Origin of the sequence: Tsuneonella flava (assembly GCF_002870965.1) — a bacterium.
In the GTDB taxonomy this organism is placed as follows: Bacteria; Pseudomonadota; Alphaproteobacteria; order Sphingomonadales; family Sphingomonadaceae; genus Tsuneonella; species Tsuneonella flava.
This window is the reverse complement of the sequence record NZ_PHSO01000001.1, coordinates 284,401-310,289: the sequence shown is the minus strand read 5'-3', so window position 1 is coordinate 310,289 and position 25,889 is coordinate 284,401. Positions and strand designations below refer to the sequence as shown.

The window sequence follows — 25,889 nt, the reverse complement described above, 5'->3', positions numbered from 1 at the left end:
CTTGCAGCGTCTGACAGATCGCCCGTGAGCGCTGCACATACCTCCCACACCAAAATCCTCCCGCTCGAAGGGTTGCGGGGGGTGATGGCGTGGTGGGTGGTGCTGGGGCACCTGTCGCTGGCGATGGGGTGGAACCTGCCGGTGATCGACCGCAACGGGCTGGCGGTCGACGTGTTTATCGTGCTGTCGGGCTTTGTGATCGCGGGGCTGATCGACCGGCGTAGCGAGCCATTTGCGCCGTATATTACCCGGCGCGTGTTTCGGCTGGCGCCGCTCTATCTGGTTGTCTTGCTGATTTCCGCCGCGCTGTTGCCGGTGCAGCAGTTCGCGTGGGAGACGCTGCCAGACACCGCGCGCAATGCGGGCCGGATTGAGTTGGTGCGGTTGGCGCTCGATAACCTGCCAGCGCATCTGGCAGTTCATCTGCCGCTGGCGCAAGGGATCGTGCCCAATCGTGTGCTGCCACAGGCGGCGTTCACGATACTGGGGCAGGCGTGGAGCATTTCGCTGGAAATGCAATTCTATCTGATCGCGCCGCTGGCGATGTGGGCGCTGCGGCGGTGGGACAGGCTGGCCCTGCTGCTGACAATATGCGTTTTGCTGCTCGCGCTGGGGCCGCAATTCGGCAGCGCCTTTATCGGCAACAAACTGTTCCTGTTCGCAGTGGGCATATTTGCCGCAAAGGCAACGGGGCAGGGCGGCAGCCTTCGCTGGCTGGCAGCGGCGACGCTCGCTGCGGGCTGCGCTGTCTGGCAGGGCGGCGTGTGGATTATCCTGCCGCTGGCGATGATCGCAATCGTGCTGATCGCTGCGCTATCGGATCGTGGGCCGCTGCGACTGCTGGCGCAACTGCTGGGATCGCGCGCGCTGGTGCATCAGGGGGAAATTTCCTATTCGACGTACCTCATCCACATGATCCCGCTGTATGTCACAGCAGCGGCCTGTGCGGCGCTCGGCATCGACGGGTGGGGCAAAGCAATGGCCATCACGCTGGCCACTGTGGGCGGCACTTATCTGATCGCGCTGGCGACTTATCGCTGGATCGAACATCCGGCGCGGGACTGGGGCACAGTGCTGGCGCGGCGGATGCAGACCCGCCCATCCACCAGTGCCTGACACGAAATACACATGACACGAAAAAAGGGCGCCGGGATCGCTCCCGACGCCCCCTTCGGTGATTTCGCGTCTGCGATCAGCCCTGGCGCTGGCCAGTCATGGCCATCGAACCGAACGCCCCGGCCTTCACTTCGCCGGTCAGTGCGTCGCCATCCACAGTCGCGGTGGCTTCAAGCTTCATCGGCATCGGCACGGTCATGTTCATGGTCCAGGTCAACGTGTTACCGTCGATCTTACCGTCCTGAACGTCCATCGTACCCATCGCGCCGGCGTTCTGGCCGGTGAAGGTGGTGCCATCGTCGCTCGGCACGACAGTGAACACGCTCTTCTGATCGCCCATCGGGGTCTTGGTCACGCAATCGTAAGCTCCGCCTACGGACATATTTCTTCTCCTCTTGAGTGCAGCAGTGTCAGTGGGACAATCAATTGCCGTTACTGACACTGCTGTCAACACTAGCTTACTCGCTATCTGCCTTTCGTACTTCAACCGGCAGGCCAATCTGCTTGAGCTGCGGTTCGACAACTTTGGCATCGCCAACCACGACGAACACCAGATCGCTACCCTTCAGATCGGCCAGAGCGGCCTTGTCGAGCTGGTCTGCGGTGAGTGCGGTGTATTTCGCGCCGAGCGTTTCGTAATAGTTGTCGGGGCGCTTGTTCTCGACGATGTTGACCATTCCGTTCAACACGCCGCCCGATGTGGCGAAACGGCCAGGCAGTTCGCGAACGTTGCCGTTCACCAGACGAACCAGCTCTTCCTGCGTCACGCCTTTACCGCCTGTGGTGTAGGCATCGAGGTCTTTACGCAGTTCGACGATAGAATCGCCGGTCTTGTCCGCCTGAACCGGGGCGTAGATGGTGAAAGTGGTCCGATCATCCGGTTCCACGATCGAGCTACGGACCCCATAGGACCAGCCCTTCGTCTCGCGCAGGTTCATGTTGATCCGGCTGAGGAAGCTGCCACCGAACACTTCGTTGGCGGATTCGAGCACGATCAGATCGTCGCTACCCTTATGCGGCAGAACCCGACCGGCATAGATCACCGACTGCGGCGAAGACGGGCGATCGATCAGAATCACGCGGCTCTGCTGGGTCGGGATGGCAGCGGAAAAATCCTTCTTCGGTGCGGGACCGGCGGGGTTTTTCCAGTCGCCGAAGCTGGCATCGAGCAGCTTGGTTACTTCAGCCAGCGTCGTATCGCCCACGACAAACACTTTGGCGCGGTCGGGGCGCAGCCATGTATCGTGGAACTGCTCCAGATCGGCCCTGGTCAGCTTGGCGACAACGTCTGCGTCGCCGGTGCCGCTGGGCGCGATGCCATACGGGTGGCTGCCGAACAGCGTGGGGAACAGCGCCCGCTGCGCGATGGCGCCGGGGTTGTTCATCTCGTTCTTGATACGGGTAAGCTGCTGTGTGCGTGCCCGTTCCAGTGCATCGTTATCGAATGCCGGGTGGCGAATATAATCCGACATCAGGTCGAGCGACGCAGCGAAATTCGGCACCAGTGCGTCCAGCCCGAAGCTGGTTTCATCGAGGCTGGCATAACCGCCGAGCGATGCGCCCAGCCGTTCCTTGGCAATGGCCAGTTCCTGCGAATCGAGATCGGTTGTGCCTTCGTTCATGGTCCGCAGCATCAGCGATTGCAGGCCCAGCTTATTGCGTGGATCGGCGGCATACCCCGCATCGAAATCGATCTTCACGCTAACGGTGGGCACGGAATCGCGCCGCGCGAAATAGACTTCCATCCCGTTAGCCAGCTTTGCGCGTTCGATCTTCGGGAATTTAAGCGGCTTGATCGTGCCGATTTCGGGCACTTTCGCACGGTCCGCGGCAGTGGCGAACGTGGCACCTGCTTCGCTGCCGGGGGCCATGTAGTAGGCAGGATGGCGCGCTGGCGCGCCTTTGCCGCCCACAGTGCCATCGGTCGCAGCCGCTATCGGGGCAGCACCCCATCCGCCACGATCTTCGCCGCCTTCCTTGCGTTCGCCCGGTGTAACGGTGAGCTGGAACGCAGGGCGCGAGAGATATTCGGCGGTCACTGCCTTAACCTTCGCCGGTGTCATCGCAGCGGCCGTTTCCAGCTCGGCTTTGTAGTGCTTCGGATCGCCGTTGTAGAGCAGGCCCTGAGCCAGTGTCGGCGCCTTGCCGTTGAAGCCACCCAGCGAATCCAGTCCGCGGATCTGTCCTGCGGCATAGACAGTGCTGGCGCGTTGCAGTTCGTCTGCTGTCGGCCCTTCGGCAACGAATTTGGCGATTTCCGCGTCGAGCGCTTTGCCTAGTTCTTCTTCGCTTACACCCGGTTTGGCATCGGCAAAGATCACGAATTGCCCGGCCTGCGCGAAGATATCGGCGCTGGCCGAAACGCTTACAGCGACTTTCTGCTGACGGACGAGCGCGTTATCCAGCCGCGAACTGGCGAGGCCGCCCAGCACGGTCGCGCCCATCGCCAGCGGGATGTAGTCGGGGTTATCAAGCCCCGGCACCGCCCACATGCGATAGACGCGCGGCGTGGCGACTTTGTCGTAAATTGTCTTGGTCAGCGGTGCGGGCAGGGTCGGAACCGGGGCGCTGACCGGAGCGACTTTAGGCCCGGCGGGGATGGCGCCGAACCATTTGGTCACTTTCTGCTTCGCAGTGGCGAGGTCGATATCGCCCGCCAGCACGAGAATGGCGTTGTTCGGGCCATAGTGATCGGTGAACCAGTTCTTCACATCGTCAAGCGTGGCGCCCGACAGATCCTTCATCGAACCAATGGTCGAATGGTGGTAGGGATGGCCAACCGGATAGAGGTTTTCGAGCTGTTCGTATTCGACCAGTCCGTATGGCTGGTTATCGCCCTGCCGCTTCTCGTTCTGGACCACGCCGATCTGGTTATCGAGCTTTTCCTGCGTAACCGCGCCGAGCAGGTAGCCCATGCGATCGCTTTCCAGAAACAGCGCCGTATCAAGCGCGGCGGACGGCACAGTTTCGAAATAGTTGGTACGATCGAACCAGGTGGTGCCGTTGAAATCTGTCGCGCCGACCTGTTGCAGCGGTTCGAAGAAATCGCCCGGCGAATGCTCGCTGCCGTTGAACATCAGGTGTTCGAACAAGTGCGCGAAGCCCGTCTTGCCCTTCGGCTCGTTCTTGGAGCCGACGCCATACCACACCGATACCGCGACCACCGGGGCAGAGCGGTCGGTGTGAACCAGTACGGTCAATCCGTTATCGAGCTTGAATTGCTCATAGGGGATCGACACCGCATCGATCAGTTCCGACACCGGGGCCGGAGCGGGCGCGCTGGCCATCGCAGACTGTTGAGAGGCAGGTGCGGCCTGTGCCGGGATTGCCGAAAGAGTTGCGAGCGATAGCGCGACCATACTGGTCGCAGCCCATTTGCGGGCGATGCGGAGCTTCATGAATAGTCCTCTTAGCTTGTGAATATAGCTGCGTGTGAAACTATCTCGCCATAGGCGGCCCGTCACGCCTTTTCGACGAACGGCATACGGCAGAGTGCAGGCGTCGTGAGATAACACCATGATCCGCGCATCGCCGGTTTGGTGAGGTCGTAGCGTGTCGGCCCTTGCGCGCTCATGCCAGATCACCCACCTAGTCAAACAACACACCGCTACCGAAAAATACCGCGGCGGCGGCCTTGTGTTGCCATTACGCAACACTATCTGTGGTCTGAAAGGAACAGGGACAGACAATGAACCTCGAAAAATTCACCGATCGCGCCAAGGGCTTTATCCAGAGCGCGCAGACCGTAGCCATCCGCATGAACCATCAGCGGATTACCCCCGATCACCTGCTGAAGGCGTTGCTGGAAGACAGCGAAGGTATGGCGGCAGGCCTCATAACCCGCGCCGGGGGCAATCCGGCCATCGCGGTGCAGGAAGTGGACAAGGCACTGGGCAAGATCGCTGCAGTGTCCGGTTCCGGCGCCCAATCGACTCCCGGCCTCGATAACGACAGTGTGCGCGTGCTCGATCAGGCCGAACAGGCAGCGACCAAGAGCGGCGACAGCTATGTGACTGTCGAACGCCTGCTGCTGGCGCTGACGCTGGCGACGACCAGCAATGCGGGGCAGGCGCTGAAGGCGGCCAATGTTACCCCGCAGGCTCTTGAGGCAGCGATTACCGAACTGCGCGGCGGCCGTCAGGCGCATTCCGCCGGGGCGGAAGATGCCTATGATGCGATGAGCAAATATGCGCGCGATCTGACCGAAGCGGCGCGTTCGGGCAAGCTCGACCCTGTGATCGGCCGTGACGAGGAAATCCGCCGCACGGTGCAGATTCTCGCTCGGCGGACGAAGAACAATCCTGTGCTGATCGGTGAACCCGGCGTCGGTAAAACCGCGATTGCCGAAGGACTGGCGCTGCGTATCGCCAATGGCGACGTGCCCGATAGCCTGAAAGATCGCAAGCTGATGGCGCTCGACATGGGTTCGCTGATTGCGGGCGCAAAATATCGCGGCGAATTCGAAGAACGGCTCAAGGCCGTGCTCGACGAAGTCAAAGGCGCGAACGGTGAAATCATCCTGTTCATCGACGAGATGCACACCCTGATCGGGGCAGGTGCCAGCGAAGGCAGCATGGATGCAGGCAACCTGCTCAAGCCTGCTCTCGCACGTGGCGAACTGCACTGTATCGGTGCCACCACGCTCGACGAATATCAGAAATACGTCGAAAAGGACGCCGCTCTGCAGCGCCGGTTCCAGCCGGTGTTCGTGGGCGAGCCGACGGTGGAAGATACCATCAGCATTCTGCGCGGATTGAAGGATCGTTACGAACTGCACCACGGTGTGCGGATCACCGACGGTGCGATCGTTGCCGCCGCGACGCTTTCCAACCGCTATATCACCGACCGTTTCCTGCCCGACAAGGCAATCGACCTGATGGACGAAGCGGCAAGCCGCATCCGCATGGAAGTGGAAAGCAAGCCGGAAGAAATCGAAAACCTCGACCGGCGGATCATCCAGCTCAAAATCGAGGAACAGGCCCTCAGCAAGGAAAGCGATCAGGCGTCGAAGGACCGCCTCGCCTATCTGCGCGAGGAACTGGCCAATCTGGAACAGCAGTCGAGCGAATTGACGACCCGCTGGCAGAACGAACGTGACAAGATCGCTGCGGAAAGCAAGATCAAGGAAGAGCTGGATCAGGCCCGCATCGAACTGGAGCAGGCGCAGCGCGAAGGCGATCTCGCCAGGGCGGGGCAGCTATCCTACGGTCGCATTCCCGAACTGGAGAAGGCACTCGCGGCCGCGCAAGGTCAGGCGCAGAACGCTTTGCTGCGCGAAGAAGTCACCGAAGACGATATCGCCTCGGTCGTCAGCCGCTGGACCGGTGTGCCAGTGGATAAGATGATGGAAGGCGAACGCGATAAGCTCCTCAAGATGGAAGAGCTGATCGGTACGCGCGTGATCGGTCAGGAGCAGGCGGTCGCGGCTGTGTCCAAGGCCGTTCGACGGGCACGGGCTGGTCTGCAAGATCCGAACCGGCCACTGGGCAGCTTTCTGTTCCTTGGCCCGACCGGGGTCGGCAAGACCGAACTGACCAAGGCATTGGCCGGGTTCCTGTTCGACGACGACAGCGCGATGGTGCGGATCGACATGAGCGAATTCATGGAGAAGCACGCCGTCGCCCGCCTGATCGGTGCCCCTCCGGGCTATGTCGGTTATGAAGAGGGCGGGGTGCTGACCGAAGCCGTGCGCCGTCGCCCCTATCAGGTCGTGCTGTTCGACGAAGTCGAGAAGGCACACACCGATGTGTTCAACGTGTTGCTACAGGTGCTCGATGACGGGCGGCTGACCGATGGGCAGGGCCGGGTGGTGGACTTCTCCAACACGCTGATCATCCTGACCAGCAACCTGGGCAGCCAGTACCTGTCGAACATGACCGACGATCAGAAGGTGGAAGATGTCGAACCGCAGGTGATGGACGTGGTCCGCGCCCATTTCCGCCCCGAATTCCTCAACCGGCTGGACGAGATCATCCTGTTCCACCGGCTGGGCACGGAGCACATGGCGCCGATCGTCGAAATACAGGTCGCACGGGTTCAGAAGCTGCTGAAAGATCGCAAGATCACCCTCGACCTGACCGAAGCGGCCCGCAAATGGCTGGGCCGTGTCGGCTACGATCCGGTCTATGGCGCCCGCCCGCTAAAACGCGCCGTGCAACGCTATGTCCAGGACCCCCTGGCCGAGAAAATCCTCAGCGGCGATGTGCCAGACGGCAGCACCGTGCGGATCGACGAAGGCGATGGCGAGTTGAAGATGACGGTGGAGTGAGGGGGGGACCGACACCACTTGCCGCACAGCATACCTAATACAAAAGGGCCCCGGTTTCCCGGGGCCCTTTCTTTTATGTAGCAATCGGATTCTAAATCAGAATTCTTTCGTGATTCCTACGCTGATGCGACGTCCGATATCGTCCGATACAGAAGCCGGGATGATATATCCATAGTAGCTCTGTCCGATACGGTCTCCGATGTTGGTTACCGACACGTTAAACCGGAAGTTATCTGCGGTCTTGAAGTAAATATTCGCATCGAAGGTCGCAAATGCCGAATATGAATCGAATTCGCGAGTGTCGTTCGGGCTAGGCCCACGGTTGGTCTGTGAAGCCAGTTGCTTACCTGTGAAATTCACAAAAGTGGCAAAGCCCCAGCTGTCCGAGTCATATGATACCTTCCCTTGGGCAGAGAACTTGGGATCACCAAGCAGGCCATCGCTGCGAATTGGCGCAATACCCGTATTATCGACCAAACGATACATCACATACAGGGCGTTAGCACCAAGCCCGAAAACACCGGGCAAGTTGAACAGGCGAGTACGGTAGTCAAGAACACCGGTAATGCCTTCAAATTCTGTGCTCTGACCATTAACGAAGCCAGAACGAACAGCGGGGTCGGTCGGGGTGTTTGGAATCTGACCATCCGATCCGAAGCCCAGTTGCTTACAGAAGTTGTTCCCCTGGATCGGATTGCTTGTATCAAAATCAGGATTGTCAAAGCAGCCGCTCGCAATCTGCGCAGTTGTCAGATTGGCAATTGGATCCTTAATCTTGATATTCACATAATCAGCTGTTGCTGTCAGGCCAGGAATGAACTTCGGCTGGAAGACTACGCCAAAGGTGTAGCTATCAGCTTGTTCGTTGGCCAGACTTGGATTGCCGCCACTGATGCCAGCCACCGAAGCCTGAGAGGCGAGCAATGTGTATGTTGCCGGATCGTTGTTCGTTGCTTGGAGGAACGCAGTGCAATTGCGCTTGCGAATATCCGGCGAAGGACCGGCATTGATCGCCGACGCGGTGCACAAGTCCGACGGACGCTCGAAGGTCGGGCTCTGTGGGAGATACAACTCGGTAATCGAGGGCGCTCTGAAAGAGCGGGTAAAGTTACCACGGAACTGAAGTGTATCGAATAGTCCGACCTTGCCTCCAGCAGCGAATGCTGTGAAACCACCGTTTACAGTGTTGTCAACATACCGCACGCGACCGAAAACCTCCGCCGAGGAGATAACGGGAAAATCGTTAGCAGGCGAGACAAGTGGGACAAGAACTTCGCCGAACACTTCATCCAAATTGTAGCTACCTGCAGTTGGCGCGACCGCCGAGCTGCGCCCGCCGCCATTCTGTGTGAAGCTGGACGTATTAAAGGCGGCTTTCTCATTGCGGTGCTCATAACCCACATTGAAACCAATCGGGCCGGCCCAAGTATCAAACAAGTTGCCACCAACGTTGGCATTGACAACCCACTGATCAAGCGATGCCGGATTGTTAACGGTTTCGCGAATGTAGTTGAGCCCTGCGGCACTGGCTACACCATAGCCAAGCAGGTTAAGTGGCTGGCAGTTTGGATCAGCGGTAGGCTGAACCGGCTGATCCGGTGCCACAGGTACAGTTGGATTTACTGTACAGACAGCTCCGTTTGGCCCCTGCTCCACACTAACTGCGTTAATAAAGCGCTGTTGGTTAATCTCCTGAGAGATATTCTGAATTTCAACGGTTCCGTAGTTGAAACTCACATCGTAGTTCAAGCCGCGGCCTAAGTCACCGCGTACGCCCACAACACCGCGCTTGAGTTCGGTTTTTGTCAAAGCGCCGTTGTCGAAGAGGTCTTCATTCGAGCGAGATAGATTGAGTGTTTCGACGCCTAAGCCAAGAAGTTCGGCGCGTGCACTGTCGTTGAGAAAAGGTGTCGTGGCGACATCAAATGTCAAACCGCCGCTTGTGTCAGGATCAAACACCCAAGTGTTGAACGTGGGATTGCTGCCTTGCTCATGCGTTTCTGCATTATAATACAGGCCATTCGCATAAATTGTCGCCGCTGAAGACAGTTCGTACGTGCTTGCTGCATATGCGCTAAAGCGCCGCACATCGCTGGTAACCTGAGTCTGATCAGAGGTCTGATACGTGTTACCGCCAGACTGGAAGAAACCAGTAAGACGCGATCCCGGAGCCACTGGAATAAGGTTGCCGTTACTGTCGAACTGAAGGCCGGTTGCACCCAGTCCTCCACCAGTGGCGTCAAAAACCACCCCGCCAGATGAGAGGTAAGGCGAAGTCAGATTCTTCGACAGAACTCGTGCCGGGATCCCGTCGGAAGTGCTTGTATTACAGCCAATATTGGGATTTACCCGGCCATCATCGGGATCAGGGGTCCCGCTCGTGCAATTGTTGAGATAGCCAAGGTTGTCCCGAATGTGCTTGCGATCAACGCCGCGCACACCTTTCACGCTGTCATATGAAGCTGCCAGGGTCAGGTGTCCGCGCCCATCAAGGAAATCCATACCGCCCAGGGCAGAGACGTTATAGCGGAAATTGTCACCTCGATCGGAAAGACCACTGGTGGCTTGAGCCTTGAAGCCGGAATAGTTGTCATCAAGAATGATGTTCACTGTTCCTGCGATAGCGTCGGAGCCATAAACAGGTGCCCCACCGATGGTCACTGAATCGATGCGCTTGATCAGGATCGACGGAATAATGTTCAGGTCGACCTGTGTGCCAGGCGAGCCAGGTCCAAAGAGCGATGGAAGGTTCGATGATACAGCTCGCTTACCGTCGATCAAGGTAAGTGTGCGGTTCGAGCCAAGGCCATACGTGTTGATGAAGTTGACGCCGCTGCCGTAGCCTGACTGTGCACCATTCGGTGTCACGCTACCCCGAAACTGCGGAAGTTCGTTGAGCGCGTCAGCGATATTGGTGAGGTTGCGGTCAGTGAGGTAGGTCTCACCGATTGATACAGTGGGCTCAAGTCCGACGAGTTCAGGGCGCTGAATACGCGAACCGGTAACGACGATTGCGGATCCGTTGTCCCGAGCGGCGCTATCCTGCGCGGCGGTGCCGCTGTTCGAATCGTCACTGGCGTCCTGTGCGACTGCCGGGCTGGAAACCAGCATCAGCGCTGCGATACCGGCACCTGCAAATAGGTGGCCCTTTCTGCTCCAGGCAGAAATACGCGAGTTGTTCATGTAAATGTGTCCCCAAGTCATGTCGGCAAGAAGCCGACTCTCAAAGCCAGAGTTCGGTGTTGTCGACCTTTGTCGCCAATGGTCGGACTACTGCGGCATTAATGGGAGATTGACCGCGATGTCGCAATTGTAATCCGTCCGTGGTTACGGGAACTGCAACCTGTGTCACTCTTCTGCAACACACGGTGGATGTGAACGCTGAGCGACGCTAGCTCGCGTGGATCGGAATATCTATCACATATTTCTCGTATCCTCCACTGCTGAACGCTATCGGCTTCAAATGCGCTTTGTCTCGATACCCCGTGATGACATCGACACACTCACTTCCGAGTTTGGAGTGAGGGGAATGGTGTCGATTCCCGAGTTCTTGTCAGTCGCTATGGCTCAGCGTTTGTCGGACGAACTGGGATCAGCTGCTGACTGGCTGGAAATTTTTCGTGCTGGCGAGCAAGTTTACGAAATGCCGCACTCTACATACCTTGCCCTCAATGGAGCTCAGCGAACGATCTTGCGCAACAAAGTGGAAGACGCAGCGCGTGATGGATTGCAATATCGCTATCGTGCGATCCGTGTCTCAGACGATGCCGCTGTTCGTGTGCGGCGAGGTCGCGTACTTGATAAATTCGCGGAGTTCATGAACTCTCCGGAAATCCTCGGCTTTTTTCGCAAATTGGTGGATCGGCCGGACGTGAGGTTTGTTGACGCGCAAGCGACGGATTTTAGAGCAGGCGATTTCCTCACCACTCATGACGACGGGGTTGAGGGCAAAGATCGCGTTGCAGCCTACGTCTACAGCCTTACCACGCGCTGGCAACCAGACTGGGGTGGATTACTCGTTATGGAGGACGGAAATGAGTTCTCCGGCTTTGTTCCAGATTTCAATTCATTACGCATATTTAGCGTGCCATGTGCACACCACGTTAGCTATGTGGCGCCGTGGGTAGACGAGCGACGAATCTCAGTGACTGGCTGGCTTCGGACCCAGATCCCTTAGAACTGTGATCCCACGCGCACTTTAGCCAAAGTCGAGAGGAGTGATTGACAGGGCAGCTAAAGCGGTTCGTATCCGAATTGTTCGATCCATGGAGAGAGGATCGGAAGAATTGGTTCGAGGTGAGCGCGATATTTGAGCCAGCGACCACTGGACCGAGTATAGACTTTTTCAGTAACCTGCGAGTAACTCGGCGTTCGAATATATCCGCGCTCTACTGCTGTTGTTTGATAATCAAGCAGCGAATCAGTCCATTTAAGCCCGAGAAATTCAATTACCGCCCTAATCTGACCTTCGAAATCCTGAACCAGATCTTCATAGCGGATGGTGTGAACGTTAAGCGGCATAACACGGCGGGCCTGCTGCCAGTGGGTCATTGTAGCTGCATATAGTCGGGCCGCGTTTTCCAAACTTAGAAAACTTGCCATTGCCCGCGTAACCCGGAAATTCTGCATGTAGCAGCTTAATACCACGTCACAGGGATGCCGCAGTGCGAATAAAAATTTCGCATCGGGAAATACGCGATGAATAAATGCCGCCCGTACCGGCATAAGCGGATATTTGTCGATCAGCATTTTGTTGCGCGGTAATTCTCCACCATTGCGAAGTTCGGCGAAATACGCCGCTCGCATGGTTTCAATTCGCTTTGAAGAGAGTGTCGGCAGGTCCGCAATTGGCGGTGCAGCTTCTTCAAGGCGCGCCAACATGGCCTCCTCTTCGCGCACGTGGGTGTCGGGATGGGCCATCAGTACCGTATCAAGCAACGTAGTACCCGAACGCAAAAAACCGCCTAGAAATACTGGAGATATTTGACCATCGTCTGCGGTGTGGATGGTCCAATCCTTAAACCAATCAGAGGTAATGGCTCTAGTGCGTTCCCCGATAAAAGCACAATGCTCTGTCCCGTCGAAAAGGAGTGCCTCTGGCTTTTGGCTCATTGCAGCATTCATGGATCGAAAGGCTGCGAATGCCTTATCGGAATCTCCGAGACGATCGGCAACCTGACCGATGAACTGAGCATGGATAACTTCGTCAAGAGAATCCGGCTCAGCCTTTTCCGCCAGCGCCAAAGCTTCACTCAAGCGACCTTCCCTCCGAAGAACGAGGGCTCGGCAGTAGTCGATATCCGATCCCGACATACCAGAATCGGTCGCGGACATAGTGAGTGCTTCTAATTCATCAATTCGGTTTTCCTGTTCCAGAAGTACTGCGAGATTGAGCGTGGCGCGGGTCGATTGCGGATCGACGTGCAATGCCATGCGGTAGGCCTGCTCGGCGTCGGAGCGCCGTTCTAGAGACAGGAAACAAAGGCCGATATGGAGAAATACGTCGACATTTTGGATGCCATTTCTCGCAGCCTCCGCAAAGCGTGAGAGTGCCTCTTCGTAGATTCCGTTGCGCAAAAGGGCTTTGCCGAGTTCCAGATTTACTTCCGGATCAGCTGGCGCTAACTTGAGTGCTCTAGAGAAGGATAATCTTGCATTTTCAATATCTTGCATGTGCATTAGGGCGCGACCGTGGTTAAGCCATATTTTGGCTTCACCCGGCGCCAGCACAGTTGCGCGGGTTAGAAAATCTACGGCTTGCTGAACGTCGCCCATGTCGAGAAGGGCGTTGCCGTAATTGTTCAGGTATTGCGCGTTCTCGGGATTTTGTCTGGCAAGCTTCGCGAGATGTTCTGCGGCGACATTGGATTGTCCTGCGATTCGCGCTGCCTCGGCGAGTAATTGCTGGGCAGCGGGATTATTGCCAAGCGGGTAGCAGATCGTGCCAACTTCTGTATGGGCGCCGGCGTCTATGGCGGCCCGGGCGGCATTTAAACGCAATTTCGGGTCGGAAGGCGCCAAGGCCATGGCACGTTTAAGTGTCCGAAACCCCTCGCTGGGATCGCCAGCTTTCGCCTGTGCAATACCAAGAAACTGGAGAACCTGCGGATTGTTAAGCTGGGTTTTGGCGGCGCGTGTGGCGATGTCGCGTGCGGCAACATAATTACCACTTTGGAATGCGCGAGTGGCCTGCGCCATCATTGAATTGAGTTTATTCATTTTGCGAGCCGTTCAGCCGGAGACTTTCGACTTCGATGTGAAGGACATCCTGCGTGATTGCAAGGATGCGGTATGTCTTTCTTGCTCAATATTGAGAAACAGGCAAGTTCATGGAAAATCAGAGAAAATCGGTGTTGCAGGGCGCTATATACCTAACGTGGTGATTAAACAGAAAGGGCGAGGCCATGGCCCCGCCCTTTCAATATTCGTATTAAACCGGACTTAGAGCTTGAGGCCCATCGTTACGTAATAACGACGACCGATGACGTCATAGAGCGACGGATCGGTGCCCGATTGAACGTTCGGAGCATAAAGCTCAGGTCCGCGATCGAACAGGTTGTTCACACCAACCCGGAATGTGAACTTCTCTGCTACCTTCGCCTGAAGAGCCAGGTCGACATAGGCCGCCGCACCGACTCCTTGGAAGGTTTCACCTGGGAACTGCACCGATGCCCGGTTCTTCATCTTATCGATGTATCGCACGCGTGTATCGAGAGCGAGATCGCTGGTGAAGTTAACGCGTGTATTCAGTGTGCCCTTCCAACGCGGCTGGCTCGTGCCAAGACCTTCACCGAAGTAGGTGACGGTGCCCGCATAATCCAGCGTGAGACCGGCAAGTTCTTCAACCTTGTAATCGATCAGGTAGTTCATGTTCAGATTGAACTGGATGCTCGAATCCGGTCCCATGAATTCGGTCGGAACTTGATAGCCCAGCTGGAAGTCGATCCCAGAGGTCTTGATCTTACCGCCGTTCACCGACTGGAAGTAACCCGATGCGTCACCGCCCAGCTCGGCCGGAACCGAAATGAAGCTGATATCCGGCGTACGGTAGAGGCCTGTGCAATAAGGATTGGACGCATCATTCGAAGAGTTAAAGCCGTGGTAGCCATAGCAGGCAGCAATGACCAGGTTAGGATCTGGAGCAAGGATCGGGTCGGAAATCCGAATGTTATAATAATCCAGAGAACCGGTGAACCCGGCGAACTGGAACACGGCACCCGCAGTGATTGTATCGCCCTTTTCCGGCTTCAGGTCAGTATTGCCAACGATACCCAGGTAGACTTGGCTGCCAGGAGTTTGCTGATAGATGTCCACAGTATTCGATGAAATACCAGTATCAATGCACATCTGTCGGGCTTCCGTGCCCCCAGAGGTGCGATAGTTTGTCGTTGACGAGCAGGGATCGAAATACTGCGGGAAAGAACCGCCACCTGAGAAGAGCTCACCGAAGTTCGGAGCGCGTACCGAGTGCTGATAACCAAAGCGCAAGCGAAGCGCGTCAATCGGCTGAACGCTGAACAATGCGCCGTATGCCCAGCTGTTTTGCTTCTCGCCGTCAATGCCATTTTCAATATCATTGAAATCGCTTGTCGAGTGACGGGCCTGCAACGTCAGGTCCGCGGACTGAACGAAGCCGTTCCGGATCAGTGGAACGTACACTTCACCGAAAATGTCGGTAAAGGTGTTCGTGCCATAGTCATCGGTGCCAGTGTTGAAACCGGCGATCGGACCATTCAGGCTGCCAGCATCATACTGATATTTGAATTTCCGATGTTCGCCACCGAGCACGATTGATAGCGCGCCAGCGGGCAATTCGAAAAGGTCGCCCGTGATGAAAGCTTGGTAAATCTGCTGCGTGAAAGTCGTGGTAGTTGAGGCTGGCGACTTCACATAATCGAGGCATGCCTGAGACAACGGCTGAACACCGAAGGGATTGAATCCACCTGCGCAGATCGACGCGCCACCATCGGGTGCTTCCAGAAGGGTTTGAACCTTCTGAACGTCGACGTTTCCTTGTAAATCGTCCCGAATGGTGGTCTTTCCGGTCGAGACATATGCTTCATAATGCCATTTCGAGCCGAGATCGCCACGAACGCCGAGAAGGCCCTGCATGACTTCGGTATCAGTCTTGTCCAGACGAAGGCCAGCATCAAGGAAACGCTTGGAAATCTGAAACGGTTCCGTTGCGCCGCTGCCGACGAAGTTGGTGTTATCATCGATACGTGCGGCAAGCAGAGCTGCGAGGTCAGCTGGAATGAACGGGTTCGTAACCGGGACAACAAACGCAGTCGCACGCTTGCCAGGTTCTACCAACCCGGAAACCGCGTTCCGTACGGAAGTCTGAGTTGCAGGATTGTTGATCGAGGTGCTTACAGGAGTAGGCGCCAGCGCAGTCGAGGATGTGTACTTCGTCCACGAACCTTGTGCGAAGAACTCCAGTTCGGGAGATACTTCGTAATGCCCACGACCGAATACCGAGTCACGTTCGAGCGGAAGCACCAGCAGGTTGATGGCATCGAAATTGTACGAATAGAAGTCAGGGAAGAAGTTCGTGTTGGGGTTCGCTCCCTGCCCTGGCTGATAGCGGAAGTTGGTTACACTTTCCGGATTGTTGAAGATACCCGTGCCGAACAGTGTACCATCGTTGTTAAACCCGATGTTGCTGGCGCCGGACGACGGTGCCGCACCAGCCGCGACACCATATTGAGCGAAGACTGCGTCGATTGCAGACTGAGGAATCGGATTTGAGCCTTCAACCAGACGACCTGTCGGGAAAGTCCGGGTGGTCGAGGTTGCCTGCTCAGCAAATGCGCGCTGCGACTTAATGAGAGACTGGCGCTCGGAGTGTTCCGCCGAAATGGCGATGTTGCCGCGCCCGTCAGCAAAGTTGCCGCCGATTGTGCCACTAACCTGCCATTCCTCGGCATCCATATCGCCTGTATTGGCATAAGAATACCGCATGTCGACGCCTTCAAAATCGTCCTTCATACGAATGTTGACGACGCCTGCTATCGCGTCAGCACCATAGGCGGCGCCAGCACCGCCGGTGACCACTTCGATGCGATCTATCAGACCTTGCGGAATGGTGTTGAGGTCGACGTCCTGATTCGACGACGAAACCATCGGGCGACGTCCGTCGATCAATACGAGGTTGCGGTTAGAACCGAGCCCACGAAGGTTGATGTTCGACTGACCGCCGTTTCCGGGGTTGTTCGACGTTGTCGTGCCAGCCGGGTTAACCTGAGGCAAAGTGTTCAGGTAGGTGTCGAGCGTGATATCGCTGTTCTTGACGGTGTCTTCGCCCGTCACGACAGCAATCGGGCTGTTCGCTTCCATATTCGGGCGAACGATGCGCGAGCCGGTTACAACAATCGCTTCGCTACTGGGTGCCGAATCTGCACCGCTGTCCTGATCGACAGTATCTTGAGCCATTGCCGGAGCGCTGCCTAGAACCAATCCGATAGCAATCGGAGCAGCACCCAGCTTCAGGATGGATGATTTCTTCATGAGTTTGTGTGTCCCCATTTTGGTTCGCCTAAAGGCGAATCCCCATTGTGAGAGCAGAAGCCAACGCTCTTTTATTACTTGCGTTAGAATTGCTACTTCATGGGATGAGAGAGATAGTGTTTGAGAGCAATCCGTATCCCAAGAGTAGGGGGAGTTTGGGTGGCCCATGTGTCATCATTGCAACAGTGCCATGACCAGGACGGTCGCGCACTCGCAAAGCATTGTTGTGTATGGGAATTTACATATGGCCCAGTAGTAATAATAAAGCGGAATCGACAATGCTTTCGGGCAAGCGGCGGATCGACAATCACCAAGTTCCTTTGGCGGTCTGAAAGGTTGACCTTAACGTAACCCCCACTTACCCAGCGCCAAACAGTTTCAAGAGAGGACTAATTGCTATGCCCACTGCTTACATCGTCGATGCCGTTCGTACTGCAGGGGGGCGCCGGGGCGGGCGATTGGCGGGGGTTCATCCGGTCGATCTGGCGGCCGCATCGCTCGACGCCGTGCTTGAGCGGACGGGGATGGATCCGACCAGGATCGACGATGTCATCATGGGCTGCGTCACGCAGGCAGGCGAACAGGCGATGCAGGTGGGGCGCAATGCCGTGCTGGCCAGCAAGCTGTTGCCCGAAACGACCCCTGCGGTAACCATCGACCGTCAGTGCGGATCGAGCCAGCAGGCGATCCAGTTCGCCGCGCAGGCGGTGATGAGCGGCACGCAGGATGCCGTGATTGCTGCCGGAATCGAAAGCATGAGCCGGGTGCCGATGGGCTCAAGCGCCAGCTTCCATATGAAAGAGGGCATGGGGCACTACAAATCGCCAGGTCTGGAAGAAAAGTATCCCGGTATCATGTGGTCGCAGTTCGTAGGCGCAGAAATGATCGCGCAGAAACACGGCCTGAGTAAAGACGATTGCGACCGGTTCGCGCTGGCCAGCCACAAGAAGGCGATCGCCGCCACCGAAGCCGGTGCGTTCGAGCGTGAAATTGTGCCGATCCGCATCGAAACGCCTGAGGGCGAGGCGCTGCATACCGTCGATGAAGGCATCCGTTTCGATGCCTCGCTGGAAAGCATCGCCGGGGTAAAACTGTTGCAGGAAGGCGGCGTTCTGACTGCTGCCAGCTCCAGCCAGATTTGCGATGGTTCGAGTGCGGCGCTGATCGTATCCGAACAGGCGCTGAAGGATTACGGGCTCACACCGCGTGCCCGCATCCACACGCTGACGGTGACAGCAGGCGATCCGGTCATCATGCTGGAAGAACCGTTGTTTGCGACAGACAAGGCGCTGGCGCGCGCCGGTCTGAAGATCGAGGATATCGATCTCTACGAAGTCAACGAGGCCTTTGCGACGGTGCCACTGGCATGGCTCAAGCACACCGGCGCTGATCCTGAAAAGCTGAACGTCAACGGTGGCGCGATTGCTCTGGGTCACCCGCTGGGCGCCAGCGGGACCAAACTGATGAGCACACTGCTCAACGCGCTTCACGCACGGGGCAAAAAATATGGCTTGCAGACAATGTGCGAAGGTGGCGGTGTCGCGAACGTAACGATTATCGAAGCGGTGTGATCGGCGCCTGACCGGCGCCCGCGGGCCATCATTTGCGAACCGTGCGAAAGCGGTTCGGGATGGCCCGCGCATACCGGCAATATCAAACGAATGTGTGAATTTCAGTCTTAGGAGAAAGTTATGGAAATTGGTGCCAATACCCCCGCAGTTGTCACAGGTGGTGCATCGGGTCTCGGTGAAGCCACTGCCCGCGCGCTGGCTGCCAAAGGCGTAAAGGTCGCTATCTTCGACCTGCAGGAAGACAAGGGCAAGAAAGTTGCCGAGGAAATCGGTGGCGTGTTCTGCGAAGTGAACGTGACAGACGATGCCAGCGTCGATGCCGGTTTCGCCAAGGCACGCGAAGCGCACGGGCAGGAACGTATTCTGGTCAACTGCGCCGGCACGGGCAACGCGATCAAGACCGCCAGCCGCGACCGCAACACGGGCGAAATCAAGCAATTCCCGCTCGATGCATTCAACTTCATCATTCAGATCAACCTTGTCGGCACTTTCCGCTGCATCGCCAAATCGGCCGCCGGGATGATGTCGGTCGATCCGCTGGACGAAGACGGTTCGCGCGGGGCCATCGTCAACACCGCTTCGGTCGCCGGTGAAGACGGCCAGATCGGTCAGGCGGCGTATTCGGCATCGAAGGGCGGCGTGATCGGGATGACACTGCCTATCGCGCGCGACCTGATGAGCGAAGGCATCCGCGTGAACACGATCCTGCCGGGCATTTTCAACACACCGCTGATGAATGCTGCTCCGCCGCAGGTGAAGGAAGCGCTGGCCGCCAGCGTCCCGTTCCCCAAGCGGCTCGGCAACCCGGAAGAATATGCCAAGCTGGCGCTGTGCATGATCGAAAACGGATACTTCAATGGCGAGGATGTGCGCATCGACGGCGCGATCCGCATGGCACCGCGTTGATGCAGGTTTCCTACTGGCGAGGCAGGGGATAACCTGCCCGCCATGACCATTCAGAGCGCCCCGTTCCGCCTGCCATTTCCGGCACGGAACGGGGCGCTTTCTTTTTTGCGCCAGGACAGTGGTCCATGTGGTCCATGTCTCGGCCAAGGCATTGAAAAGAGAGGGCCATGAAAGGCTACACCCAGATCAAGCTCGACATCGCGGATGGGATCGCCACCATCACGCTCCATCGCCCCGAAAAGATGAACGCCTATACCCGCACGATGATGGCAGAGATGACCGATGCGCTCGATGTCACCGACGCCGACGACAGCGTGCGGGCGGTGATCGTGACCGGCAGCGGGGAGAAGGCTTTCTGCGCCGGTGCTGATCTCACTCCGGAAGGTGGCGGCCATGTGTTCTCCGATCCCAATCCGGTCGAAGACCTGTCGGACGAGCGGGTGCGCGATGGTGGTGGGCGGCTGACCCTGCGCCTGTTCAATTCGCAGAAACCGCTGATCGGCGCGTGTAATGGAGTGGCGGTAGGTGTCGGCGCGACGATGCAGTTGCCGTTCGATATCCGGCTCGCGAGTGAGAATGCGCGGTTCGGCTTCGTGTTTGCCCGGCGCGGCATCACGCCGGAAGCCTGTTCGAGCTGGTTCCTCCCCCGGCTGGTCGGGATGCAGACCGCGCTGGAATGGTGCATGACCGGGCGCATCTTCGGCGCGAAGGAAGCGCTGGCCGCCGGGCTGGTGCGATCGGTTCACCCGCAGGGCGAACTGATTGGCGCGGCGCGGGCATTGGCGCAAGAGATTGCCGACAATACCTCTGCCGTATCGGTGGCTATGACGCGGGCGATGTTGTGGCGACTTTCGGCTCTGGACCATCCGATGATGGCCCACCGGATCGATAGCCGGGCAATCTATCGCCTCAGCCGCAGCGACGATGCGAAGGAAGGCGTGGCCAGCTTCCTCGAAAAACGCAGTCCGGTCTATCCCGACACGGTCAGCAGTCATATGCCGGACTTCTACCCGTGGTGGGAAGAACCGGGTTACGAATAGGACATATCGCAAATGGACGCATGGCATATCGGAGTGATCGGCGGATCGGGCCTGTACGACGGCCTCGATCTGGAGGATGGGCAGGAGATTGCCGTGTCCTCCTCTTTCGGTGAACCGTCCGGCCCGGTTACGACCGGCAAGCTGGGCGGGGTGCGCTTCACCTTTCTGTCGCGGCATGGGGCAGGGCATCGGTTCTCCCCCTCCTCGGTGAATTACCGCGCCAATATCGATGTGCTGAAACGGTGCGGTGTGACCGATGTCGTCTCTCTATCGGCCATCGGCTCGTTGCGCGAAGAGATGGCGCCGGGGCATTTCGTGGCAGTCGACCAGTTCATCGACCGCACCGAGGGGCGTGAACGCAGCTTCTTCGGGGCCGGCATGGTGGCGCATGTGTCGCTGGCCGACCCGGTCTGTGCCCGGCTGTCTGCACTGGCGGCCGATGCGGCGCAGGCGGCGGGGGCAGAGGTCCATCGTGGCGGGTGCTATATCGCGATTGAAGGGCCGCAGTTCTCCACTCGGGCAGAAAGCCGCCTTTACCGCCAGTGGGGTGCCGATGTGATCGGCATGACTGCCATGCCCGAAGCGCGGCTGGCACGCGAAGCGGAACTGCCATACGCTGTGCTGGGCATGGTGACCGATTACGATGCCTGGCGGGACGAAGCGGCTGGAGTCGAAGCGGCCGATGTGTTCGCCACGATGAAAGCCAATGCAGCCACTGCGCGCGCGGCGATGGTGGCGCTTGCAGGCCGTCTGCCGGAAGATCGCGCGCCGGTGCCTGCCGATACGGCACTGGACGGAGCGCTGGCTACAGCCCCGGATGCCCGCGAATGGAAGATTATTACGCAGCTCGACGCGATAGCTAAACGTGTATTGCGCTGAGCGCCCACTTGCCAAGCGCGTTGGTTTCCCTAGTAACGAAAATCATGGGAGAATCTGAAGCAGCCAACACCCGCCTGGCGGATTTTCTGCCGTACCTTCTGTCGGTGTCATCCAATGCCGTCAGCACGCGTGTGGCGGAAGTGTATCGCGCGCGTTTCGGTCTGCGTATCGCCGAATGGCGGGTGATGGCCGTGCTGGGCGATGCAGGCGACATGACTCAGCGCGAACTGACTTCGGCCACATTGATGGACAAGGTTGCCGTCAACCGCGCATGCCGCGAACTGGAAGACCGCAAACTGGTGCTGCGCCGCGCCAATGCGGCCGATGGCAGATCGCACCATCTGGCGCTGACCGATGCCGGGCGCGAAATGCACGGGCGCATCATGCCGCTGGCGCTGGAGATGGAGGGGAAGCTGTTCGCCAGCTTTACCGATGCGGAGCAGGAAAGCTTCCGCCATCTGCTCGCCCGTGTGCGTGAAGCGGCGGGCGAACTCGATCCCGATACGATGCCCGACACGATGGAAGATCCCACCTGATCGGATGCTGCCCCCACGAACGGGGCCGGCCCAGAGCCAGCCCCGCCATGCAGTTGATTACTGGGCGCTGTTCGCGGCGAAGGCATCGCCGATCGAGCAGGCCGCCGGGCCAAGAATGACGATGAACAGTACCGGCAGGATGAACAAAATCAGCGGCACAGTCATGATCGCCGGCAGACGTGCTGCCTTCTCCTCGGCGCGCATCATCCGTTCATTGCGGAATTCCGCCGATAGCACACGCAGAGCCGACGCCAGCGGAGTGCCGTATCGTTCGGTCTGCACCATTGTCGTCACCACGCCTTTGACCGCTTCGAGGTTCACGCGATAGGCAAGGTTGTTGAACGCCTGCTTGCGTTCGTTGAGGAACGACAGTTCGATGGCGGTCAGGGCAAATTCGTCACCCAGTTCGGGATAGGCGCGGCCCAGTTCCTTAGCGACACGGTTGAACGCCGCATCGACCGTCAGACCGGCTTCGGCGCAGATCACCAGCAGGTCGAGCGCATCGGGCAACCCCTTGCGGATCGCGTCGGTGCGTTTGGTCGCCTTGTTCTGCAGAAACAGTTCGGGCAGCTTGTACCCAAGGCCCACCGCAGCGGTCAGCGCCAGCAGACGCTTCATGCTGCCCCATTCGGGGAACATGCTGGAAACGTAGAACACCAGAAATGCAAGTACGCCCAGCGTAATGGGAATGACCATGCGCGCGAAAATCACGAACACGGCCAGTTCCTTGTTACGGTATCCGGCCCATGCCAGTTTCTGCTGGATCACTTCGATCTGGCTTTGCTGCAGCACTTTCATGCTCGACAGCGTTTCCTTGACCTTCTCGGTCTGGTTGGTCTTGCGGACGAGGCTCTGCCGCTTGCGGGCGTTCGCGGTAACGATGCCCGATTTCAGCTCGTCGCGCCGCTCGTTGAGAGCCTTCACGCGCTTTGTCATCGGGTCTTTGACTGTGATCGCGGCATAAATCGCCAGCATCACCATCATGGCGGCAACCCCGGCAAGGATTGTGCCGACGAACATGACATCGACGCCGAGAAGGGTCGGACCGGGTGCATTGTTGATCATTACCGCGTCCTCAGATCTCGAAGCTGACCATCTTGGCCATGATGAACACCCCGATCGACATCCAGATCAGCCCGCCAAGGCCGGCCACGATCAGGCGATCTTCGGTGAAAAAGCCGCCAACATATTCCGGGTTGATCCACCAGATCATCACGAAAACCAGGAACGGCAGGGCACCCACGATATATGCCGAGGCCTTCGATTCAGAGCTCATCGCCCGGATCTTCAGCTTCATCTGCGCCCGTTTCCGCAACACGTCGGCAAGGTTCGACAGCGTTTCCGCCAGATTGCCCCCGGTCTCGCGTTGAATCGCCAGAGTGATGCAGAAGAAATTGAATTCGGGAATGCCCAGCCTGTCGGCTGTTTCCTGAAGCGATTCCTCCATCGTTCGGCCAATGCGAATGCGTTCCACGATGCCCTTGAATTCGATGCCGACAGGGCCGGGCACTTCCTGTGCGACGACAGTCAGCGTTTCAGTGACCGGCAGGCCGGATCGCAAGCCGCGAACCAGCAGTTCGATGGCATCGGGAAACTTGGCATTAAACGCATTGGTCCGTCGTTTGATGAGGAAGTTCACCACCAGATGCGGGATACCGGCACCGATGCACATACCGATAGCCAGCGACAGCATCAGCGCGCCGGTTCGCAGATACATGATAACGGCAAACGCAAGGGCAATGCCCAGCGATGCATAGAGATACTGCGAGATGGTCCATTTCTTGCCGGTCCGGTCGAGCCGCACCGCGAGTGCTTCGATTTTTGAGCCGGAGCCAGCGACCTTGTGCATCTTGGGCTTACGCGCAGCGATGGCTTTCTTAAGCTGCGATTCGACCTTTGCGTCCGTACTTTCGGAATGGCGATAGCGGACGGCTTCCAGACGGCGAGTGCCTTCTTTCGCCGGGGAGGGCCCGGAGAACGCGGCATAGGCAAGCCCAAAGGTTGCCATGAGGCCGACTGCCAACATCAGAAGCTGCACTACATTCATCGGTATTCTCGCTTATTGCTGACCGATTGTGTTCGCCGGGCCCGCGGCGCAACGGACAGGACCGGTGCGCCGCGATGCCTCATGCGTCGACCTTTGCCGGTTTCGCTTTCTTCGCCAGCAGCCCTTTGAGATCGAGGCTGCCGAGCAGCGACTTTTTGGAAACGCCAGTTCCCTCTGCGGCCTCTGTGTCGCCGCTGCCGATCACGCGTTCCGCCAACTGCCGGATTGCTGCTGTGGCCTTGCTGTTGCGATTGGCTTCGACAAAAGTCTGCCCCAGTTTCGCGGCGTTCGCGGCGGCCTTGCTGTCGAAAGGGATCATAAAGTCGATCGGGCATTCGATAGACGCTTCGAAGTCGGCCTTGCTGATTTCGGCCATGCCCGGCTGAACTTTGTTGGTCACGATCAGCGGCTGTGCGTGGGCGGCATTGGTCTTCAACCAGCTCAGAATGCGGATCGCATCGCGTGCGCTGGCCAGCGTCAGTTCGGTAGCCAGAACCACGACATTCACGTCTGCCAGCAAGTGCGGGAAGTTGATCAGCATGTTCCGCGGCAGATCGATGACTGTCATTTCGAATGCCTGGCGGAATTCCTCCTCCAGCTGAAGAAATGCGCTGCCATCGGTCATCAGCGGGGCATTGATCGGTGCTTCCGCCGAAAGGATCGCGAGATTGTCGTTTGCGCGGATCATTGCGCGTTCGATGAACAGCCCGTCGATCCGGCTGGGGTTGTCGATCGCATCGGTCAGCCCGCGACCCGGTTCGAGATCGAGTGCCAGCGCGCCGGTCCCGAAGTGCACGTCGAGGTCGAGCAGCGCGGTCGGCAATTTGTGATCGGTCGAAAACAGCCATGCCAGCGATGTTGCCAGCGTCGATGACCCGACCCCGCCGCGGGTGCCGACGATTGCCGTGGAAATATGCCGCTTGGCAACATCCCCGTCAGTAGTCTTCGGAGCCGAGAAGACGGCCTGTGCCTGCGTCAGCGAATCGCGAATCTGCCCGGTCGAAAGAGGTTTGAGCAGGTAATCGTGGATCCCGCTGGAAAGCAGGTCGCGATAGAGGCGGACATCGTTCACCTGACCGACTGCGATCACGACTGTGCCGGGCTCGCAAACCTCGGCAAGGGCGTTGATATCGTTCAGCGGATCGCCGCTTTCGGACAGATCGACCATCAGAATGTTAGGGCTGGCCGATACCGACAACGACTGGACGGCATTACGCAAGCCGCCTTTGGCGCATTTTTCCGGCTGCCAGCCCATTTCGATCACGACCGGGCGCAACGTATCGAGTGCAGAGTCGTCGCATATGAACGCGGCAAAAGGATCGCGTCCGCCTGCATTGGGTTTCCATGGTGCGTTCATGTCAGTTGCTCCCTCCGCCGCTACCGCCTGTGCCACTCGATTTGAGGTCGCCTGCGCCGGTCGGCGCTTTCTTGCGATAGGTGTCGATTGCCTTGTTCGAGCTCATAATGGTCGTGTCGCCCGTGCTGGCCTGACCGCTGATCAGGTCTTCCGGGTTGGCGACCATCGCGGCGAGATTGCTGTTGGTTGCACAGCCATAATTGGGCGACGTGGCGTTGTTGTAGTTCGCGTCGCTCTTGGCAGACCAGTCGGGGCAGCCGGGAACGTGTGCGGTGGAACGGGTGATCACTACCCGTGCGGTGCCCATCGGCACAGCGCCGGTCGTGACCGGTGCACCGTTGCTCAGCAGGATGCCGTGGCGCGCCGCGAGTTGCCCGATGGCATCGCGCGTGGCGCCGTTGGCCTGCGGATCGTCGATCGAAACACGGTCGCCGTAGCGCAGTTCCATCGCATCGAACCAACCGGCGAGCCGCTGTTGTTCGGGGATCGAGAGGCCATCGTATCCGGTAGCGACATCGAAGGTGAAATTCGTCCGCTCAACCACTGGTTGTTTCGTCGAATAAAGCGAGCGGTTCTGCGGCATACCGCCGCAGGCAGCGAGCGAAAGGCCCAGAGTGAGGGCGACGGCACCGGCAAGTTTGCGGTTCAGGGTGTTGGTCATC

General features: G+C 58.2%; 17 protein-coding genes. 8 read left to right on the top strand and 9 right to left on the bottom strand.

What is annotated here, in order from left to right; genetic code table 11:
- Positions 1–24: 24 nt before the first annotated feature.
- Positions 25–1,116 (top strand): acyltransferase family protein, encoded by a 1,092-nt coding sequence (locus CV013_RS01405; RefSeq protein ID WP_123639984.1) that lies wholly within the window; start codon positions 25–27, stop codon positions 1,114–1,116.
- Between the two features lie 76 nt (positions 1,117–1,192).
- On the opposite strand, the gene CV013_RS01400 is transcribed toward CV013_RS01405, so the two are convergent.
- Together CV013_RS01400 and CV013_RS01395 are read right to left on the bottom strand one after the other, a co-directional pair.
- The gene (locus CV013_RS01400; protein WP_102153473.1) at positions 1,193–1,498 is read right to left on the bottom strand and encodes a hypothetical protein; all 306 of its coding nucleotides are present in this window, start codon (positions 1,496–1,498) and stop codon (positions 1,193–1,195) included.
- Positions 1,499–1,574: 76 nt separating this feature from the next.
- Positions 1,575–4,514: a M16 family metallopeptidase gene (locus tag CV013_RS01395; RefSeq protein WP_102153472.1), complete on the bottom strand. Its 2,940-nt coding sequence runs from the start codon at positions 4,512–4,514 to the stop codon at positions 1,575–1,577.
- A 290-nt stretch (positions 4,515–4,804) separates the two neighbouring features.
- Between CV013_RS01395 and clpB the strand changes: the two genes are divergently transcribed.
- Positions 4,805–7,384, top strand: coding sequence for an ATP-dependent chaperone ClpB (gene clpB / locus CV013_RS01390; RefSeq protein ID WP_102153471.1), 2,580 nt, complete (start codon positions 4,805–4,807; stop codon positions 7,382–7,384).
- A gap of 96 nt (positions 7,385–7,480) precedes the next feature.
- Here the strand turns inward: clpB and CV013_RS01385 are convergent, their stop codons facing one another.
- The gene (locus CV013_RS01385) at positions 7,481–10,567 is read right to left on the bottom strand and encodes a TonB-dependent receptor domain-containing protein (protein WP_223805354.1); all 3,087 of its coding nucleotides are present in this window, start codon (positions 10,565–10,567) and stop codon (positions 7,481–7,483) included.
- A 346-nt stretch (positions 10,568–10,913) separates the two neighbouring features.
- Between CV013_RS01385 and CV013_RS01380 the strand changes: the two genes are divergently transcribed.
- The gene (locus CV013_RS01380) at positions 10,914–11,561 is read left to right on the top strand and encodes a 2OG-Fe(II) oxygenase (protein WP_232806544.1); all 648 of its coding nucleotides are present in this window, start codon (positions 10,914–10,916) and stop codon (positions 11,559–11,561) included.
- A gap of 56 nt (positions 11,562–11,617) precedes the next feature.
- On the opposite strand, the gene CV013_RS01375 is transcribed toward CV013_RS01380, so the two are convergent.
- Positions 11,618–13,603 (bottom strand): tetratricopeptide repeat-containing sulfotransferase family protein, encoded by a 1,986-nt coding sequence (locus CV013_RS01375; RefSeq protein ID WP_102153469.1) that lies wholly within the window; start codon positions 13,601–13,603, stop codon positions 11,618–11,620.
- A gap of 222 nt (positions 13,604–13,825) precedes the next feature.
- Entirely contained in the window at positions 13,826–16,891 is a 3,066-nt protein-coding gene (locus tag CV013_RS01370; protein ID WP_190276553.1) for a TonB-dependent receptor domain-containing protein, read from the bottom strand.
- 398 nt (positions 16,892–17,289) lie between these two features.
- Here CV013_RS01370 and CV013_RS01365 point away from each other — a divergent pair, with 398 nt between their 5' ends.
- From CV013_RS01365 to CV013_RS01345, 5 genes are all read left to right on the top strand, one after another.
- A complete protein-coding gene (locus CV013_RS01365) occupies positions 17,290–18,462 on the top strand; it encodes an acetyl-CoA C-acetyltransferase (RefSeq protein WP_102153467.1) in 1,173 nt (390 codons plus the stop codon).
- Positions 18,463–18,582: 120 nt separating this feature from the next.
- Positions 18,583–19,368, top strand: a complete 786-nt coding sequence (locus CV013_RS01360) for an SDR family NAD(P)-dependent oxidoreductase (protein ID WP_102153466.1) — start codon at positions 18,583–18,585, stop codon at positions 19,366–19,368.
- Positions 19,369–19,535: 167 nt separating this feature from the next.
- Entirely contained in the window at positions 19,536–20,408 is an 873-nt protein-coding gene (locus tag CV013_RS01355; RefSeq protein WP_102153465.1) for a crotonase/enoyl-CoA hydratase family protein, read from the top strand.
- A 12-nt stretch (positions 20,409–20,420) separates the two neighbouring features.
- Positions 20,421–21,287 carry an S-methyl-5'-thioadenosine phosphorylase gene (gene mtnP / locus CV013_RS01350; RefSeq protein WP_102153464.1) on the top strand — a complete coding sequence of 289 codons (867 nt, stop codon included), beginning with the start codon at positions 20,421–20,423 and terminating at the stop codon, positions 21,285–21,287.
- Positions 21,288–21,331: 44 nt separating this feature from the next.
- Positions 21,332–21,823 (top strand): MarR family winged helix-turn-helix transcriptional regulator, encoded by a 492-nt coding sequence (locus CV013_RS01345; protein ID WP_102153463.1) that lies wholly within the window; start codon positions 21,332–21,334, stop codon positions 21,821–21,823.
- A 57-nt stretch (positions 21,824–21,880) separates the two neighbouring features.
- Here CV013_RS01345 and CV013_RS01340 read toward each other — a convergent pair whose 3' ends face one another.
- From CV013_RS01340 to CV013_RS01325, 4 genes are all read right to left on the bottom strand, one after another.
- Positions 21,881–22,888 (bottom strand): type II secretion system F family protein, encoded by a 1,008-nt coding sequence (locus CV013_RS01340; protein WP_102153462.1) that lies wholly within the window; start codon positions 22,886–22,888, stop codon positions 21,881–21,883.
- Between the two features lie 10 nt (positions 22,889–22,898).
- Entirely contained in the window at positions 22,899–23,870 is a 972-nt protein-coding gene (locus CV013_RS01335) for a type II secretion system F family protein (protein ID WP_102153461.1), read from the bottom strand.
- A gap of 79 nt (positions 23,871–23,949) precedes the next feature.
- Positions 23,950–25,227, bottom strand: coding sequence for a pilus assembly protein CpaE (locus CV013_RS01330; RefSeq protein WP_102153460.1), 1,278 nt, complete (start codon positions 25,225–25,227; stop codon positions 23,950–23,952).
- Position 25,228: 1 nt separating this feature from the next.
- A complete protein-coding gene (locus CV013_RS01325) occupies positions 25,229–25,888 on the bottom strand; it encodes a CpaD family pilus assembly protein (RefSeq protein WP_102153459.1) in 660 nt (219 codons plus the stop codon).
- Position 25,889: the final 1 nt, after the last annotated feature.

Bases quoted from the DNA above. Each gene is read 5' to 3' on its own strand.
- CV013_RS01385 (WP_223805354.1), bottom strand. From the start codon at position 10,567: ATGAACAACTCGCGTATTTCTGCCTGGAGCAGAAAGGGCCACCTATTT.
- clpB (WP_102153471.1), top strand. From the start codon at position 4,805: ATGAACCTCGAAAAATTCACCGATCGCGCCAAGGGCTTTATCCAGAGC.
- CV013_RS01365 (WP_102153467.1), top strand. From the start codon at position 17,290: ATGCCCACTGCTTACATCGTCGATGCCGTTCGTACTGCAGGGGGGCGC.
- CV013_RS01325 (WP_102153459.1), bottom strand. From the start codon at position 25,888: ATGACCAACACCCTGAACCGCAAACTTGCCGGTGCCGTCGCCCTCACT.
- mtnP (WP_102153464.1), top strand. From the start codon at position 20,421: ATGGACGCATGGCATATCGGAGTGATCGGCGGATCGGGCCTGTACGAC.
- CV013_RS01340 (WP_102153462.1), bottom strand. From the start codon at position 22,888: ATGATCAACAATGCACCCGGTCCGACCCTTCTCGGCGTCGATGTCATG.
- CV013_RS01355 (WP_102153465.1), top strand. From the start codon at position 19,536: ATGAAAGGCTACACCCAGATCAAGCTCGACATCGCGGATGGGATCGCC.
- CV013_RS01360 (WP_102153466.1), top strand. From the start codon at position 18,583: ATGGAAATTGGTGCCAATACCCCCGCAGTTGTCACAGGTGGTGCATCG.
- CV013_RS01395 (WP_102153472.1), bottom strand. From the start codon at position 4,514: ATGAAGCTCCGCATCGCCCGCAAATGGGCTGCGACCAGTATGGTCGCG.
- CV013_RS01375 (WP_102153469.1), bottom strand. From the start codon at position 13,603: ATGAATAAACTCAATTCAATGATGGCGCAGGCCACTCGCGCATTCCAA.
- CV013_RS01345 (WP_102153463.1), top strand. From the start codon at position 21,332: ATGGGAGAATCTGAAGCAGCCAACACCCGCCTGGCGGATTTTCTGCCG.
- CV013_RS01330 (WP_102153460.1), bottom strand. From the start codon at position 25,227: ATGAACGCACCATGGAAACCCAATGCAGGCGGACGCGATCCTTTTGCC.
- CV013_RS01370 (WP_190276553.1), bottom strand. From the start codon at position 16,891: ATGAAGAAATCATCCATCCTGAAGCTGGGTGCTGCTCCGATTGCTATC.
- CV013_RS01335 (WP_102153461.1), bottom strand. From the start codon at position 23,870: ATGAATGTAGTGCAGCTTCTGATGTTGGCAGTCGGCCTCATGGCAACC.
- CV013_RS01380 (WP_232806544.1), top strand. From the start codon at position 10,914: ATGGTGTCGATTCCCGAGTTCTTGTCAGTCGCTATGGCTCAGCGTTTG.
- CV013_RS01400 (WP_102153473.1), bottom strand. From the start codon at position 1,498: ATGTCCGTAGGCGGAGCTTACGATTGCGTGACCAAGACCCCGATGGGC.